9 protein-coding genes are annotated in these 17523 nt (G+C 36.4%); 2 read left to right on the forward strand and 7 right to left on the reverse strand.

The features are described 5' to 3' along the window. The first annotated feature begins 63 nt into the window (after positions 1-63). The gene (gene sppA / locus FJ213_10125) at positions 64-2487 is read left to right on the forward strand and encodes a signal peptide peptidase SppA (protein MBM4176510.1); all 2424 of its coding nucleotides are present in this window, start codon (positions 64-66) and stop codon (positions 2485-2487) included. 340 nt (positions 2488-2827) lie between these two features. Here the strand turns inward: sppA and katG are convergent, their stop codons facing one another. The 7 genes from katG to pheA all read right to left on the reverse strand — a co-directional run bounded on the left by katG (position 2828) and on the right by pheA (position 16753). Continuing rightward, entirely contained in the window at positions 2828-5032 is a 2205-nt protein-coding gene (katG, locus tag FJ213_10130) for a catalase/peroxidase HPI (GenBank protein MBM4176511.1), read from the reverse strand. Positions 5033-5439: 407 nt separating this feature from the next. Then, on the reverse strand, positions 5440-6456 hold the full coding sequence (locus tag FJ213_10135; protein MBM4176512.1) for a guanosine monophosphate reductase: 1017 nt from the start codon (positions 6454-6456) through the stop codon (positions 5440-5442). Positions 6457-6623: 167 nt separating this feature from the next. Next, the gene (locus FJ213_10140; GenBank protein ID MBM4176513.1) at positions 6624-7073 is read right to left on the reverse strand and encodes a hypothetical protein; all 450 of its coding nucleotides are present in this window, start codon (positions 7071-7073) and stop codon (positions 6624-6626) included. 95 nt (positions 7074-7168) lie between these two features. Next, positions 7169-9253 (reverse strand): S9 family peptidase, encoded by a 2085-nt coding sequence (locus FJ213_10145; GenBank protein MBM4176514.1) that lies wholly within the window; start codon positions 9251-9253, stop codon positions 7169-7171. A gap of 132 nt (positions 9254-9385) precedes the next feature. Continuing rightward, on the reverse strand, positions 9386-12610 hold the full coding sequence (locus tag FJ213_10150; GenBank protein ID MBM4176515.1) for a T9SS type A sorting domain-containing protein: 3225 nt from the start codon (positions 12608-12610) through the stop codon (positions 9386-9388). A gap of 28 nt (positions 12611-12638) precedes the next feature. Beyond that, positions 12639-15872 carry a T9SS type A sorting domain-containing protein gene (locus FJ213_10155; GenBank protein ID MBM4176516.1) on the reverse strand — a complete coding sequence of 1078 codons (3234 nt, stop codon included), beginning with the start codon at positions 15870-15872 and terminating at the stop codon, positions 12639-12641. Between the two features lie 53 nt (positions 15873-15925). Then, positions 15926-16753, reverse strand: coding sequence for a prephenate dehydratase (pheA, locus tag FJ213_10160; GenBank protein ID MBM4176517.1), 828 nt, complete (start codon positions 16751-16753; stop codon positions 15926-15928). Between the two features lie 199 nt (positions 16754-16952). Between pheA and FJ213_10165 the strand changes: the two genes are divergently transcribed. Then, positions 16953-17523, forward strand: a 571-nt coding sequence (locus FJ213_10165) for a 3-deoxy-7-phosphoheptulonate synthase (GenBank protein ID MBM4176518.1), incomplete at its 3' end; no start/stop codon positions are given.

Consider the following 17523-nt stretch of genomic DNA (forward strand, 5'->3'; position numbering starts at 1 on the left):
ATTTTATATATTAATCCGTTAAATGAAATCAAAATTCTAAATCATTAATCAGGAGAAACTACAATGAAATTCAAAATGTTTCTTTTTGCCTTTCTGTTCACTTCAATTCAAATTTTTTCCCAAACTGGGTTTCAAAATTACAGCGAACTTACTAGATTTAACAGCACATCGCCAGGGGCCATGAAATTTGGTTTGTACGGCTATGACAATCCCGCCTCGCTAACTTACCTTCACGATTTCGATATTTACTTTAGCTGGTCGCCGCCGCGAAACGATTTTACAAGTTTTAATAATTGGGGGCTTTTCACCGGAATGCCAAATCTCGGATTCGGCATGACAGCAGAAAAAATTGGAAATTCAAAGAACAACGATTATAGAATTTCAACGGCATTTGGAAATAGATCGATGAGTGTTGGACTACAGTACGGCTGGTCGAATGGAGATAAAAATCTTTTTCAACGTGAAGACATTTTTTCTATCGGCGCATTAATCCGCCCAAATAAGATGTTATCCTTCGGTTTTGTCGGGACTTCAACAACTGATTTCAAAAGTCAAGAAGCTGTGATCGATTTTGCAATTAGACCTTTCAAGAATGAATGGCTCACATTATTTGCGGATTATGTATTCAGACAAAAAAATACATTCAGCAATGCGCCATGGAGTTTTGGAGCCGCAGTTGAAGCCCTGCCAGGTGTTCGAATTACAGCAAGATATTTTGACACAAAATTTCTTAATGTGGGCTTCTCATTGAGTCTTGGGAATTTAGGATTTTCATCACAAGCCCATTATGATAAAAATCAAAAATATGTTAACAGCACTTACGGAATTAGACTTGGAGCTTACGATAGAAATTTGTTATCAAAACTCATTGAATCAGATGATTACATAAAAATCGATTTGAATGGAGCAATCAAATACCAAAAATTTCAGATGTTTGATAACTCAAAAACTCTTGTTGGCATTTTAACACAGCTTGATGCAATTAAGAATGACAAAAACATAAAAGGGCTTAGCATAAATACGTCAGGAATTCAAGTGTCAAGAGAGATGCTTTGGGAAATTAGAACTAAACTTCAAGAGCTTAAAGATTGCGGAAAAGAAATTTGGATTTATATCGACAATGCGAACATCGATCTGTACCATTTTGCATCCGTCGCAGACAAAATTTTGATGGACCCGATTGGACTTCTACAGTTTGAAGGTTATATAATGGGAAGAACCTTCTTCAAAGGAGCTCTCGAGAAACTTGGTATTGGTTACGATGAGTGGAGATTTTTTGAATACAAGTCGGCCATGGAGAATGTATCGAGGGATAAGATGTCTGAGAAAGATCGTGAGCAAAGAAAAAGACTTGTTGATGAATTTTACGAATTAGCGAGAAAAGAAATAACATTAAGCAGAAACATTTCTGAAAAAGATTTTGATGAGATTGTAAACAATGAAGTTATCTTTACTTCACAAGAAGCATTAAAAAAAGGATTAGTTGATTCTCTTGCCCGCTGGTATGTTGAATCCGAACCACCAAAAGATTCAAATACAGAAAAGAAAAAATTTGTAAACATCAGCAGTCTCGAAAAATTCAATCTTCCTCAAGATAATGAATGGGGAGAGAAGCCAGCGATTGGAATAATTTATGCTCTCGGTGCTTGTGCTATGGACGAAGGGATATCAGCAAGAAGCCTAGTTAAAGATGTAGAATCTGCGGCTAGTAATTCACAAATCAAAGCAATCATATTAAGAGTCGATTCACCTGGAGGTGATGCATTAGCGAGCGACGTTATTGCAGAAGCATTGAAAAAATTAAAAGGGAAAAAACCTGTAATAATTTCACAAGGTGCAGTTGCTGCTTCTGGCGGATATTGGCTCTCTATGTATGGAGATACGATTGTTGCCGCCCCAAATACTATTACGGGTTCAATTGGAGTTATTGGCGGCTGGTTTTATAACAAAAATCTTAAAGAAGAAATTGGATTCTCTACGGACTATGTAAAGCGTGGCGAACATGCTGATCTCGGATTTGGAATGACGTTTCCATTCATAAATTTATCTATCCCAGATCGGAATCTAACTGGTTTGGAGAGATCTAAAGTTGAGGTATTATTAAAAGATATGTATGGAGAATTTCTATTAAAGGTTGGGAATGGAAGAAACAAACCAAAAGATGAAATCGCAAAAATTGCGGAGGGCCGAGTCTGGTCAGGAAACGACGGTTTAATGAATGGTTTAGTCGATGTACTCGGCGGACTCGAAAAAGCAATTATGATTGCCAAAGATAAAGCCGGGATAATCGGCGATGACTACAAACTCATTCAATTCCCAAAAATGCCACTGTTTAATTTGGGCTCTCTGATTCCATCACCATTCCCATTTGAAATTAAGGAAAACGCTGAGATGCAACTATTGAAGATGAGAATTAAAAATAATGGCTACCCATTATTGATGATGCCAATGGATGAGTTATCAGAAGATTTTTTACGGGCTAAATAGTATTTAATGTGAGAGACTTGCGAGACTGCAAGTCTCTCTCTCTTTAATTTTATAATTTTTCAGAATTTGATACTACGAATGAAGCAACTCTCTCGGTTGTTGCCTTCATTCCTGTAGCACCTTTCTGCAGACAGCCGGACAAACTTCTCTATGTTTTTCATGATGCTGAAGTGCATCCACAATTCGCAGCAATTCCGCCAAGAGGTAAATTAGTTACGACTAGTTGCGTTGCACTCTACATTTTCAACTTTAAGAAATTAAGCAAGCGAAACTACACCGTCAAATGAGTTAATAAACTCACTACTGATTAAATTCTTAACAAGTGTGATCACAATTATCGTTAATTTTCTTTCAAATCAAATCTATCGAGATTCATTACTTTGTTCCATACGAAAACAAAGTCATTAACAAATTTTTCTTTGTTATCCGGACAAGCATAAAACTCGGCAACGGCTCTTAATTCTGAGTTTGAACCAAAGATTAAATCTACTCTTGTTGCTTTCCATTTTGATTTACCGGTTTTACGATCGTGTCCTTCAAACTTTTCCTTTGAATCATCTATTGCCTTCCATTCTGTACTCATATCAAGCAGATTGACAAAGAAATCATTTGTAAGCAAACCGGGACGTGTAGTGAACACTCCATATTCAGAGTTGTCGAAATTAGCTTTCAATGCACGCATTCCACCGATAAGCACTGTCATTTCTGGAATAGAAAGAGTAAGCAACTGAGCCTTATCAATTAAAAGATGCTCTGCACAAACTCCGGCTTTTCCTTTTGCATAATTACGGAATCCATCGGCAATCGGTTCAAGAACTTCAAAAGATTCAGCATCGTGTTGTTCACGAGAAGCATCCATTCTTCCAGGAGTAAAAGGAATTTTGATTTTGTAACCGGCATCGTTAGCCGCTTTTTCAACTGCTGTACAACCTGCAAGCACAATCATATCAGCAAGCGAAATTTTCTTACCCCCTTTTTGTGCTGAGTTAAATTCTTTTTGAATTTTCTCAAGTATGCCAAGTACTTTTTCTGACTGTGGAGGATTATCAGCTTCCCAGTTTTTCTGCGGTTCTAATCTCATTCGTGCACCATTTGCTCCCCCTCTTTTATCTGAGTTTCGATAAGTTGAGGCAGAAGCCCATGCAGTAAGAACCAATTCTGAAACTGATAGACCTGAAACGAGAATTTTTTTCTTTAACTCACCAATATCTTGTTCTTCAGCTAATTTGTGATCAACTGCAGGAATCGGATCTTGCCAGATAAGAACTTCTTTCGGTACTTCCGGCCCAAGATATCTAGATATTGGTCCCATATCTCTGTGGAGTAATTTGAACCAAGCACGAGCAAAAGCATCTGCAAATAGATCTGGGTCTTCATAAAACTTTTTTGAAATCTTTCCATAATCGGGATCGAATCTTAATGAAAGATCTGTTGTGAGCATCCCGGGTAAATGCTTTTTCTTTGGGTCGTGTGCATCAGGAATAATAGAATCAGAATCTTTGGCTACCCATTGATAGGCACCCGCGGGACTTTTTGTTAGTTCCCATTCGTATTCAAATAAGTGCTTGAAGAAATCGTGCCCCCATTTAGTTGGGGTAGTTGTCCAAGTTAATTCTGGTCCACCTGTTAAAGCATCGGGACCTTTGCCAGATTTGTATTTGTAATTCCAACCGATGCCTTGCGCTTCAATATCTTCGGCTTCAGGTTCCGGCCCCATATGTTTTGGATCACCTTGACCGTGAGCTTTACCAAAAGTATGACCACCTGCAATAAGTGCAACAGTTTCTTCATCATTCATGCCCATTCTCGCAAAAGTCACACGAATATCTTTCGCTGCAGCGATAGGATCAGGTTTCCCTCCGGGTCCTTCTGGATTAACATAAATAAGTCCCATCTGAACAGCGGCAAGAGGATTTTGAAGGTTTCTTTCACCAGAATATCGTGTTTCATCTGAAAGCCATTTAGTTTCCGAACCCCAATAAATACTTGCATCAGGTTCCCAGGCGTCTTCTCGCCCTCCACCAAATCCGAAAGTTTTGAATCCCATTGACTCCATAGCAACATTTCCAGCAAGAACCAACAAATCAGCCCAGGATATTCTACTTCCATATTTCATTTTGATAGGCCAAAGCAATCTGCGTGCTTTATCAAGATTAGCATTATCAGGCCAACTATTTAAAGGAGCGAAGCGTTGAAATCCTCCATTAGCACCCCCTCTGCCATCAGCGATTCTGTATGTACCTGCTGCGTGCCAGGACAATCGCACGAAAAGCGGCCCATAGTGTCCGAAATCAGCAGGCCACCAATCCTGAGATTGAGTCATAAGTTCACGCAAATCTTTTTTTAATGAATCGTATTCAAGACTGTTAAACGCTTTTTTGTAACTGAAGCCTTTCTCCACTGGACGAGATGAGGGAGAGTATTGGCGTAGGATGTTTAGTTTTATGCGATTTGGCCACCAGTCATGGTTCTGAGTACCCTCTCCCATAACTTTACGATTGCCTCCCGTAACCGGGCAATTCCCTTTTTCTTTATCTTCTATCATTTTATTGTCTCCTTTTTATTTTGAAATTGTTTATAACACAACTTTAAATAATTCTTAAAATTACAGTTATCTCCAATCATTATATGTGAATTATGAATCAATCGTTGATAATGAGTAATAATCTTTACCGGAGATATGAACATGAATCCCAACGGATGAAAAAAAAATACTTCCCATATAATTTTGAGAGTTTGAAATCTCTTCAGTTGTTCCATTCGGCATAACTGTCTCAGCTGTAAAGTCATGTTATTTGTGTATAACAAATAAACTTCTTATTTAATATTTTCATATAATTCTTATTGAATTCTAACGATTTTAATTATAAAAACTTCGATTCGCGATTCAAATATTACACAATGCACTAACTTAACCAGAGATAATTATATAGAGTTCCCTTGCTGAACTATTTAGAATTTTGGTAATCGTTCTATGAACGAACTGTTACTCAAAACAGCGAATGAATCTGAATCTCTTAAGTCTTCGAGTGTTTGACAATTCATATAACTCATACAGCTTCGTAATCCATCTACCACACTGTCAATAACATTTTTCACCACTCCTTTGTAGGGCACCATTGTTTCTTCGCCTTCGATAAAAACATTTTTCAGCTTAACACCAAAACTTGCACTGCCGCGATATTTTTTCCAGAGCTGACCTCCGTACTTAATAACTTCACCCGGAGTTTCTTTAGTACCAGCGATCATTCTACCAAGCATGACTGCATCAGCACCGAGGCAAACAGCTTTTGCAATATCACCCGCACTTTTTATTCCTCCATCGGCAATTATTTTTATATCGAGTTTATTTTTCTCTCGTTGAAAATAAACATTTAATAATGATGAAACCTGCCCAATCCCAATCCCCGTTTGTATTGAAGTTGTACAAACGCTACCATTACCAATTCCAACACGGATTGCATCGGCGCCAGAATCGACAAGCGTTTGAAGCATCGCACCATGGGCGATGTTCCCAACTATTATTTTTACAGAATATTTTTTCTTTATTTCCTCAGTCTTCTGAAGCACATAAGTATTGCTCGCATTCGCAGTGTCAATGCAGATAATATAATTTTTCTCAGCAAGTTTTTCTATAATCGACTCATTTGTATCAAGTCCGATTGACACGGCCCGAATTCCTTCATTTTCATCTCCATTATTAATCAAAGAGTCAAGAGAAGAATCAAATCTATTTAAGATACCAATTGCACCAAGATTTGTAAGTTCATTACACATTTCTATCCCAGTGACGGTATCCATTGGGCTTGAAAGAACTGGGACGTTTAGATTATGACCTAAGACATCGGTTCCAATCTTTATGTCTGACCTTGACCTAAGTTCAGATATTTTAGTAGGAATTAGACTAATATCATCATAAGTCAATGAGTAATTATAATTGTTTAATTCTTCTTTGGTATAAATTTTCATTCGTTCTCCAAGTCAAAGGTTTTTTCTTACATTTTATCTTACACTAGTTGTAAATTTTTCACAAAAAAACCCTGACCATTCTTGCTATTAAAGAAGCAAATAAGTCAGGGTTTGAGCTGTACCTGAAGTATTAATTAAAGTTTTATTAACACTTCACGCATTTTATTTTATTTCATCCCAATGTTAGGGACCTGTTTTCCAGTAACATTTAACGATTTAGCCACTGAAAAACTTGATTTTGTTCCAGTTGCTTTATTTCCAACAAATGTTAATGTCCAAGTACCCAAATATTTATAATAGCCAGTTCCGGGAATTTGACATTCGAATTCTTGATCTTTAAGTACAAGGGTATTCCCAGCATTGTAAGTTACCTGCTCACCTCTCGGATTCCTTAATCTCACACTTACCATCACAACATCATCGGAAGTACAGAAGGCGTAGAAAGCTAAACCTTCGGAACCACCCACAAGAGTAACGGGTTGAGCAGTAAGGTTAAAATTTGGCGGGTAATCCGTTGGACCTGGATCGACGGGGTTACTTTCCTCTTTTTTACAGCTTGAACTTGTTAGTGTAAAAAATAAGGTTGCAACGAATAGAAGGTACATTAATTTTTTCATGAATTTTTACTCCTTTCGTTAAATTTTTCGAACAAAAATAGTACATATCTTAGATAATATCAATTATTAAATGCAAGTTGCTAATTTCAACACAGTCATTCAAATATTTGATTTCTTATGATTTTGTTCATATTCCATGGTGCCTTTTCACCACCCAGATATTTGCTGAACCAATCGAGATGAGCATTGTAGTAAAGCGGCATAGATTTTACGAAACTTGGCCAGTGACCATCGTTTTTGAAGATGATTAGTCTTGAATCAACACCCATTTTTTGCAGGTCAGTAAAGTATTCCACGCTTTGCGAGTATGGTACTCGGAAGTCAAGTTTTCCCGTAATCACTAAAGTCGGTGTACTGAAGTTCTTCACATAATTCGAGGGGGACCATTTATCATAAATATCTTTTGAGTCCCAAGGTGTTCCACCTAGGTCCCACTCTGGGAACCAAAGTTCTTCGGTAGAACTATACATTGAACGCAAATCATAAACTCCCATCATCGAAACTAAACATTTGAAACGTTTTGTTTTTGCTTGAAACCAATTCATCATGTAACCGCCGTAAGACCAACCCATTGCACCAATTCGATCCTTATCAACGAACGGAAGTTTTTCAACTTCATTCATCACAGCCATTAAATCTTCATAAACTTTTCCTCCCCAATCTTTGGAAATTTCCGAGGTAAATTTCTGTCCATAACCTGTAGAGCCGCGGGGATTTGGAAAGACAACTATGTAACCTTTTCCAGGATAAACTTGCCAATCACCTCTGAATGCATCCATCCATTGCGATTGAGGACCTCCATGGACATTAAGAATTACAGGATACTTCTTCGCTCTATTAAAATTATGCGGCTTAACAACAAAGTAATGAATTTTCGTTCCGTCTTTGCTCTCAGTCCAATATGCTTCAGCCGGACGAATATCTATTTCATTCTCAAAGGATTGATTATCAAATGTAAGTCGATTTAATTTTTTCCCATTTAAATCAAAGGAAAATAGAGCAGAAGGCTCAGAGGTGGATCTGCGAACCAGAAAGACTGCCTTGTTAATTGATGAAACGGTAAATGCATCAATGGCATTTGCATCTAAAACTTTCGCAATTTTTTTATTTGTAAGATTGATTGAATACAAGGGAGTTCCTCCCTTTTCTTCGCAGGTAAAATAAATCAATCTTGAATCTTCACTCCACTCAAAATCATTGATCCAATTGTCAAATCCGACAGAAACAATTTCCGTTTTTTTTGCAGCTCTATTATATAAAGCTAATTGAATCAAATCAGATTCATAACCTGGTGTAGATTGTGTTCGATAAGCAATAAACTTTCCATCAGGTGAGTATTTTGGCGAACCATCCCATGCTTTATTCAGCGGTGTAATGTTTATTGCATCGCCACTATCCGAAGTTAGGATCCACAAATCGGAATTCGTTGTCGTTGCTTGTGAAACTGAAGTTGACTTGTCGCGATTGGAAGCAAAGCATAATTCCTTCCCATCAGGAGAAAAAGTAAAATTGGTTGAACCTCCAAGAGAAAAAATTGGTGAGTCGAAATCCCCAGGCGTTAAATCTTTTATTTCATTCGATTCAACATTGACTGAAAAAATGTGACTTCTTTTCCCATCTGAATATTCTGTCCAATGACGGTATAGAAGCTCGTCTGCCATATGAGCCTGGATTACTCCATCTGACATCGAATCATTGATTTTCTTATTACAATCATCATTACTTCCGCATGCCGGGAAAACGGTTGTTGAAAATGCAATAAATCGACTATCTGGAGACCAGGTAATTTCTCCAATTCCTGTAGATACCGAAGTAATCTTTTTTGATTCGCCTCCATTTAGCGGCAATAAATATATTTGCGATTCTCCTGACCTGGTCGATATAAATGCTAACCATTTACCATCTGGTGAGAATCTTGGATTATAATCCGCTCCTTTGAAATGTGTCAATTGTTTAATCGATTTGTTTGATAAATTCATCAGATAAATGTCAGTATTCGATTTGCCTTTTGGGAGATCATAGCTGGCCAAAGTGTAAGCAAGAAAATTTTCATTCGGTGAAAGCTGTGGATCGGAGATATATTTGAGTTTGTAAAGATCTTCTATTTCGAATGCTCGTTTTTGTGCAACACTAATAATTGGAAGAAATAAAACTAGCAACACGGTTATCCTGAGATTCATTTTGTCCTCATAAAGTTGATATAGGCATAATGTATAATTTGTATCGGAAATTATGGAAAATTTAGCCAAGAAAAAATAAAACCCGCTCGGAATTTTCCTCACGGGTTTTTGGTAGCTATGAGATATGAGTTGTTATTTGAGCAACATAGTTTTGATTACACTTTCAAACTTCCCTGAATTCAGCCGAATGAAATAAATCCCGCTTGACAAATAATATTTCGAAGCTTCAAAGTTAATTTCGTAAGAACCGGCAGATTTATATTCATTCATTAAATTTGCAATTTCTCTCCCAAGGATATCGTAAATCTTGATTTGGACATGTTCCCCATTTGGAATACTGAAACGAATCCTAGTCGATGGATTAAACGGATTAGGATAATTTTGATACAGCTTATATTCTGTCGGAAGTATTTCCCCAGCTACACTTGTTGTCAGCGAGTAGTTTCGTTTACCAGGTGTAAGGATGTTAATCTGAAGCGGATTTGTTGGGTCATCTCCGGTAAATTCTTTCGCTGGATCAACAATCCAACCACCTTTGCCCGGATATCTGTCGTGCGGTGTAGGATCAACTCCATCGTCATTATTAAAAATTCCGATTGCACTATTTGCAAATATTGCTCCGTCATCATCACCGATTCCTAAAAAAGGATTTATAAAACTAACACCATTAGCTGTTATGCCAAATGAAGTTGGAGTTACTGTTGAACTCTCGGCGATAAAATCTACCCCAATGTCATCACTATAAGAATCCGTTTTTCCAGGATGCAGCAATGCAATGCTGTGATTCAATTCAGGTAAATTGAAAGAGATGTCAGAATTTAGAATTAAATTTCTGTTTCCAATATACAGAATCATCGTGCTGTCAGAAAAATCTAAATCATCTTCTTGGAAATAATAATCGTTCAGTGTTTTTTTCTCAGCGATAATCAATATATATGTTCCTTTTGGAACATTAGCAAATTGAGAAACGGCTCCAAAAACTATCGATCCTTCGTTTGGATTAAGCGGATTTCTTGTTGTTTTTGTTTCATTGATAGTTAATCTCCATCCTCTTAAATCGACACCGCCGGATTTCGTAACTAATAATTCGACCCAAGAACCTTCAATTGGTCGGTTCCCAATAGTTTGATATTTCGTACCATTGTCACTGCACCAATACTCATTGATGATTACATCATTAGCTTTGATTGTGATTGCGGCAGTATCGGGTTCAAAAATCGCTTCAAGGTTTGTAGTACTTGAAATTGTTTTTGTAAATGTTGCTTTCGTTGAAAGAGTCGTATCCGCCCATCGAACAAACTTAAATCCAATTGCAGGAGTTGCAGAAATTGTTACCTTAACACCTTTGAAGTATTCCCCTCTCCATGATCCGGATGGGATTAAAAGATTATTAACCCAAATTCTTCCTTTAAATGGATCTGAAGTGTTCACTATAATTGGCTTTGTTCCGTTGAATCCAAATTGAGTCGCGATGTATTTTCTCATGCTGTCAATTTTCACATTAATATTTGTACGAATAGTGTCCAAATTTTTTAACCATTGGGAATATGAACTCCCCCAAGCTTTTGTTTCAAACTCAATATCGGAATTAATATGATGAGCCAGAGAATCAAGAATGCGAATAACATTTTCAGGCTGAAATTCAGTATTTAACAGATCAGTGAATCTTGCTATAAACTTATTTTTGAAGTTGTCATTTGTCATTAACCTTCTAAAAATAATTGTCGCAGGAACCTTATAAGGGGCATCGCTATAATATAAATCTGTTCGGACAGTATCTCTCAATGCCCAAGCGAGAGAATTCCAAATACTGTGAGAATAAGTTCTAAATGCCCTGTCGACATCCCACAAAATGCAATTCCATTTTCCGCCCTGACGATCTCTTACCCAATAAATATTATGATGCGGCCAATCTTCATTGCCAGCATATATTTCGTAGATTTGGTAATCAATATAGTTATCAATATCCACTCGGTCTTCAACAAATTTATATTTTTCAGTATCCAATACTGTATTTGTCTGCAAAAAATTCCATAGTATGTTCCATTCAATTTTATCTCCCAATTCTTCAGTGAAATCCTCCAACAAATCTGGATTGTAAATTCCTAAATTGTCCTTAATGAAATCTTTACTGATATGTTCTCTTAAATTAAATAAACCGTGTGGTTTTCCATTCAAAAAAACTTGTGCAAAATTTCCCTTTGTGTAATATCCTCTGGTTTTGGAGTAAAGGTCTGTAACCAATTGATCTCTTACCATAGACCAACGGCTGCTCATCAAATTCATATCATTCGATCCAGCACGAATTACAAGTTCATCGAATTTCTTAATACTCGAATTATTAAAAAGCTTATACTCCAATTTAGGTTCGCCGTATTTTGATTTGAAATACAATCTCATAGATTTTTTGGAGCGACTGCGAGATGAACCACCATGGACTCTCATGCCGGCATCAATTTCAAATTTTGTATTATTAAATCGATTAAAATAATGTGCTGTTACCGGTCTTTCCCAATCATGCCCGGTGGAATCATAAAAAACAAAAATTCCTGAGTCGGGGGATGTGAGATTTCTTGGATCAGTTATTAGAGATAAAATCGGCAGACTGCCAATTGGCTGAATTATATATGTACTTGAAATAATTTCACTCGGCTTTCTAGTTGAACTTGCTGCAATCGCCCGAACGACTTTCGTTGAGTCAATAAAAAGTGGTGAAGTATATTTAATACTTGAAGTCGTTGGATTAGAACCATCGAGAGTGTAGTAGATCAAAACATTTTGTGTAGGGTGACTTAGTGTGAGTGAAATTGGTGCCGAATAGATTCCTGCAATTCTTGAGAAAATTGGTTCAGATAATGGAACAAGATGAAGACTATCGTTTGAGATGCCAGGAGTCGGAGTCTGACTAAATTGCCAGATTGAGCTTCCATCACTTTTTCTTATATAACTCACATCTGCAGTCTGTTGTCCAAAAGTAATGGAATCAACAAATGTTTGTACGGGCGAACTCAATCCAATGAATTCACCGCTTCCGCTTAATTTAAATTTTACGTGAAGGAAATTGCCGACAGCAGTATCCCTATCTGAAGCCCAAATCAGCACGAATCCTCTCGAAGGAATTATTACATTATCTGGAAAAATCCATTTATTCGGAAGGAGTGGATCATCTGTAAGACGATAACCTGATAAAAAAATTGAGTAAGAATTTGGATTGTAAAGTTCAATCCAGTCCTCATATCTGCCAAAATTATCGCGATTAGTTGTGCTATTAATCGCTAAAAATTCATTGATATAAATTTTTTGACCTAATACAATTACTGGGTATAGTAATAGAATAGTTACCAAAATTTTCTTCATGCATTACAATCCGATTTTATTTTTTAATCTACTTAAGCAAAAGCATTTTCTTGCTTTGCTTATAATCGCCAGCAGTGATGTGATAAATGTAAACACCGCTTGCTAACCTATAATCGGAAGAATTGAAAATTATTTCATGTGTACCGGCAATTTTTGTTTCATTCAGAAGAACAGCAACTTGTTGACCGAGTATATTATATACTTTCAATTCAACATTTTCGGTTTTTGGTAAACTAAATCGAATTCGAGTAATTGGATTAAATGGATTCGGATAGTTTTGATGCAGAACAAATTGAGTTGGGATGATTTCTGTTTCGACTCCAGTAGTAATAAAGAAATTCTTTTTCCCAGGAGTTAATATATTTACAGCTAAGGGATTTCCCGGATCGTCGCCAGAATATTCCTTAGAAGGATCGACAATCCAACCACCGATTCCCGGACGATTATCTCCAGGAATTGGATCAATACCATTGTCGTTATTGTAAATTCCTACAGCACTATTAACGAAAATTGCACCATCATCATCACCGATACCAATTAATGGATTAAGGAAGTTCACTCCATTCACTGAAATACCAAATGATGCTGGTGTTATTGAATCTCCTTCCGAAATAAAATCCACACCGATGTCATTCGAGAAATCAACACTGGTACCTGGATGTAATAAAGCGATCCTATCATTATGCTCGGCTAATCGGAAGAATGGATCAAAATCCGTACTCAAGTTTCCATTTCGAATGTAAAGAACCATACTGCTGTCTGAGTAATCAAGATCATCTAATGGGAAATAGTAATCATTTAAAGGTTTGCTTTCTGTAATCAGTAAAATGTAAGTCCCTTTTGGAATTTTACTGAACTGCGGAACTTGATTAAATACTATGGAACCCTCATTTATAATCATAGGATCTTTTTGCGTTTTGGTTTTATTATTCGTGATGCGCCACCCACGAAGATCAACTCCGCCCTCTTTAGCAACTAATAATTCTATCCAGGAACCTTGAATTCCTCTATTTTGAATTGAAGTGTACTTTGTTCCATTATCGTTCAACCAATATTCATTAATAATAACATCATTAGCGGCAATTACAGACGATGGAATTTCAGCTTGAAAGATCGGCTGAAAAGTGAAATCCTGTGATATAGTTTTCGAAAATGTAGCTGTTTGAGGTAAAGTTGTGTCAGTCCACCCAATAAATTTGTAACCTACCGATGGGAGTGCCGAAACTGAAACGCGAACTCCTTTGAAATACTGTCCGGTCCAGCTTGCATGTGATATCGTTAAATCACCTATTTTTACTTTACCTGCGGCTTCGTTTGAGTTAACTATTGTGATGTTTTTCATGCTGGTAATACCGAAATAATCGCGCACATATTTTCGGATGCTATCAACTCGAGTATTAATAAAAAATCTCACTGTATCAATGTTGGCATTCCATGTTGTTGAATTACTTCCCCACTTCGAAGTTTCGAAACTAATATCATTTATTAAATGAGTTTTTAGAGAATCGAGAACTCTGTTTACGTTCAAAGGCTGCAAGTCAGTGTTCAGAAGATCGGTCAATCTTGCAATGAATTTATCTTTGAAAGTTTGATTCGTCATGAATCTCCGAAACATTAAAGTACCGACTACTTTACCTGGATCATCTTCGAAAGATAAATCTTTCCTGACTGTATCACGTAAAGCCCAATCGAAATTATTGTAAGGTGAAAAATTTAGAGTTCTGAAACATCTATCAGTATCCCAAAGGATCCAATTCCATTTTCCAGCAGCACTTCTTTCTTTAGCAAGATAAAAATTTGTGTGAGGCCAGTCATCATTGCCTCCCCAAATCTCAAAAATTTGATAATCGATGTAATCATTTACATTTACTAAACTTTCTAAGTAGGAAAATTTTGCTGAATCAATTACTGGATTATTCCAAATGAAATTCCAAAGAGTATTCCATTGAACATTATCGCCGTAATCTGCAACCCAGCTGCTGCGAAGATCGACATCATTCACTCCCATGTAGTTATCAAGAAAACTTTTGCTGATATGTTCTCTGAGATTGTAAATTCCATGCGGAGTTCCATTTAAAAAAACTTGAGCATAATTCCCATGAGAATAATATCCTCTAGTTTTAGAGTAGAGATCTGTCAACAGTTGGTCGCGGAGCAAAGTCCATCTCCAGGATTCCTGCACCATGTCATTACCGCCTGATTTCAAAACTATTCTATCAAATTTTTCAACAGTACTATTGTTGAATAATTTATAATTCAATTTTTGACTTGTGAAGTTAGACTCAAAATAAATCCGCATCGGTTTTTTAGGAAATGACCTTGAAGCACCTCCGTGAACACGAACTCCTCCATCGATCTCGAATTGTGTCATATTTGCACGATTAAAATAATGAATTGAAATAGGTCGTTCCCATTTATCTCCCGTTGAATCGTAAAACACAAATATGCCGGAATCGGGAGAATATAAATTCGCTTGATCTGTTATTAACGAAAATATTGGGAGATTGCCGCTTGGCTGTTTTATATATGATATCGAGCTTACGCTACTGGGAACTCTGCCAGCTGCATAAGCGATCGCCCTAACTACTTTTGTTGAACTAATCGAAATTGGTGAAGAATATAAGTAACTCGAGGTTGAAGGATTCGAGCCATCCATTGTGTAATAAATTGATGCTCCTCCGATCGGATGTGATAAGGTGAGTTGAAAATTAGATGAATAAATTCCTGAAGGATGCGAAAAATCAGGTGATGGAATTGGAAGCTTAGTTGTGCTGTCATTTGAAGTTCCGGGCGTTGGGAGCTGATAAAATGTCCAAATTGATCCAGCATCTGGACGTCTTCCATAGCTGATATCAGCGGTCTGTTCTGGGAAGGTGATAGAATCAATATAAATTTTTGTTGGTGAGCTTAAACCTATGAATTCACCTGAAGCACCTAATCGAAAGTTTGTATGGATGAAATTTCCAACGACTGTATCTCTATTTGATGCCCAAATAAGTAAATATCCTTTAGCGGGAATGAATAATGAATCAGGAAAAAACCACTTTAACGGATTAATTGGATCATCAGTTAATTTATATCCAGACATCGAGATAGAAAAAGCATTTGGATTATAAATCTCTAACCAATCTTCATAAGAATTAAAATTATCTTTTATAGTCGTATTGTTCAAAGCCATGAATTCATTTATATATAAACTCTGACTTTGCAGGATGAAAGGGAAAAAAAGCAAAACTAAAATTAATATTTTTAAATTTTTCACTTACTATTTTTGAAATTTACTTCAATAACTACTTGAAAGGTTCGTTAAGATAATTAGCTCATGAATTTTGGATACGAACCTAATATTTTTATATAATCGGTTAATTCTCTTAGCTGTTTAATTGCATTTTTTACATTTATATCATCAATATATCCGACAAAATCAAGATAGAAATAATATTCAAATGGTCTTTCTCGGATTGGTCTCGATTCAATCTTTGTGAGATCAATCCCGCGTATAGCAAATCCGCTTAAAGCTTTGTATAGAATACCTGATTCATTTTTTAATGTAAAAACAATTGATGTCTTATTTGGTTTGCCAATCGTTTTCACTTTCTTCTTAGATAGTAGGAGAAATCTAGTAAAGTTTTCTTTATAGTCCTCTATGTTTCGTTTTAAAATCTTTCCGCCGTATAATTTTGATGCAGAATACGATGCAATTGCCGCTGAATTAATAGAGCCAGACTTCATTAACATTTTCACACTTCCAGCGGTGTCGTAAGTTTCTGTAACATCTATAGATTTAATGGTCTTTATAAAATTTTTACATTGCTGAAGTGCTACAGGGTGTGAAATTATTTTTTTTATATCTTTAATTCTTGATCTCTTTATTCCAATTAAATGGTGTGAAATTCTGTGATTAATTTCCCCAACTATTTGCAGATTGTATCTCATCAATAAATCGTAGTTGAGATGCAAACTACCCGCAAGCGAGTTCTCAATTGGAATAATACCATAAGCATATTTCGTGCTTCGGACCGACCTGAAAACTTGTTCAAATGTATAACACGAATTCGAATTAATATTTTTGCCAAAATATTTAAATGCTGCTTCCTCGGAAAAAGCACCATGTTCCCCCTGAAAAAAAACTTTCTTCTTCATTTATTGCTTTTTGTGTTTGATACTCTTATTTTCATTCCAGTTAAATGAAACAAAAAAAGACAATTAAAATTACAAAATATTTATTTTATTTCACGGGATATTTTTACTTTATGCTTAAACATTGAGCTAAGAGTTACAAGTCAAGATACCCCTCTTAGTAACTACTGAGAGGGGTTTTTTAGTTTAAAGGAGAATCAGTATGGTTATTATAATGGAAGTCAATGCAAATGACCTCCAAATTAAAAATGTGATTGAACAAATTCATTTAAAGGGTCTCAAGCCGCATATCTCAACCGGTGAAGAAAGAACAATTATCGGTGTAATTGGTGATGATAGAAAATTGCAGGAGGCAAATTTCAAAACTCTTCCTGGAGTTGAAAATGTTTTCAGAATACTCAAACCCTACAAACTTGTAAGCCGTGAGTTTAAGAGAGATTCAACAATAATCCATATTAACGGAGTGTCAATTGGGAATGGGCATCGTGTTGTGATCGCTGGACCTTGTGCAGTAGAAAGTGGGGAGCAAATATTAAAATCAGCTCAAATTGTAAAATCTTATGGTGCGAACATACTTCGAGGAGGTGCTTTTAAGCCCAGAACAAATCCATATACATTTCAAGGGCTTGGGATTGACGGTTTGAAATTACTTCAGAAAGCTAAGCAGGAAACAGGCCTGCCAATTGTCACAGAAGTTCTTGAAGCTTCAGATGTTGAGCTTGTTTCAGAATACGCTGATATTTTGCAAATTGGAACCAGAAACATGCAGAATT

Source organism: Ignavibacteria bacterium, assembly GCA_016873845.1.
In the GTDB taxonomy this organism is placed as follows: Bacteria; Bacteroidota; Ignavibacteria; order Ch128b; family Ch128b; genus JAHJVF01.

Excerpts from the sequence above, each read along its gene's own strand:
- sppA (MBM4176510.1), top strand. The coding sequence starts at position 64 with ATGAAATTCAAAATGTTTCTTTTTGCCTTTCTGTTCACTTCAATTCAA.
- katG (MBM4176511.1), bottom strand. The coding sequence starts at position 5,032 with ATGATAGAAGATAAAGAAAAAGGGAATTGCCCGGTTACGGGAGGCAAT.
- FJ213_10135 (MBM4176512.1), bottom strand. The coding sequence starts at position 6,456 with ATGAAAATTTATACCAAAGAAGAATTAAACAATTATAATTACTCATTG.
- FJ213_10140 (MBM4176513.1), bottom strand. The coding sequence starts at position 7,073 with ATGAAAAAATTAATGTACCTTCTATTCGTTGCAACCTTATTTTTTACA.
- FJ213_10145 (MBM4176514.1), bottom strand. The coding sequence starts at position 9,253 with ATGAATCTCAGGATAACCGTGTTGCTAGTTTTATTTCTTCCAATTATT.
- FJ213_10150 (MBM4176515.1), bottom strand. The coding sequence starts at position 12,610 with ATGAAGAAAATTTTGGTAACTATTCTATTACTATACCCAGTAATTGTA.
- pheA (MBM4176517.1), bottom strand. The coding sequence starts at position 16,753 with ATGAAGAAGAAAGTTTTTTTTCAGGGGGAACATGGTGCTTTTTCCGAG.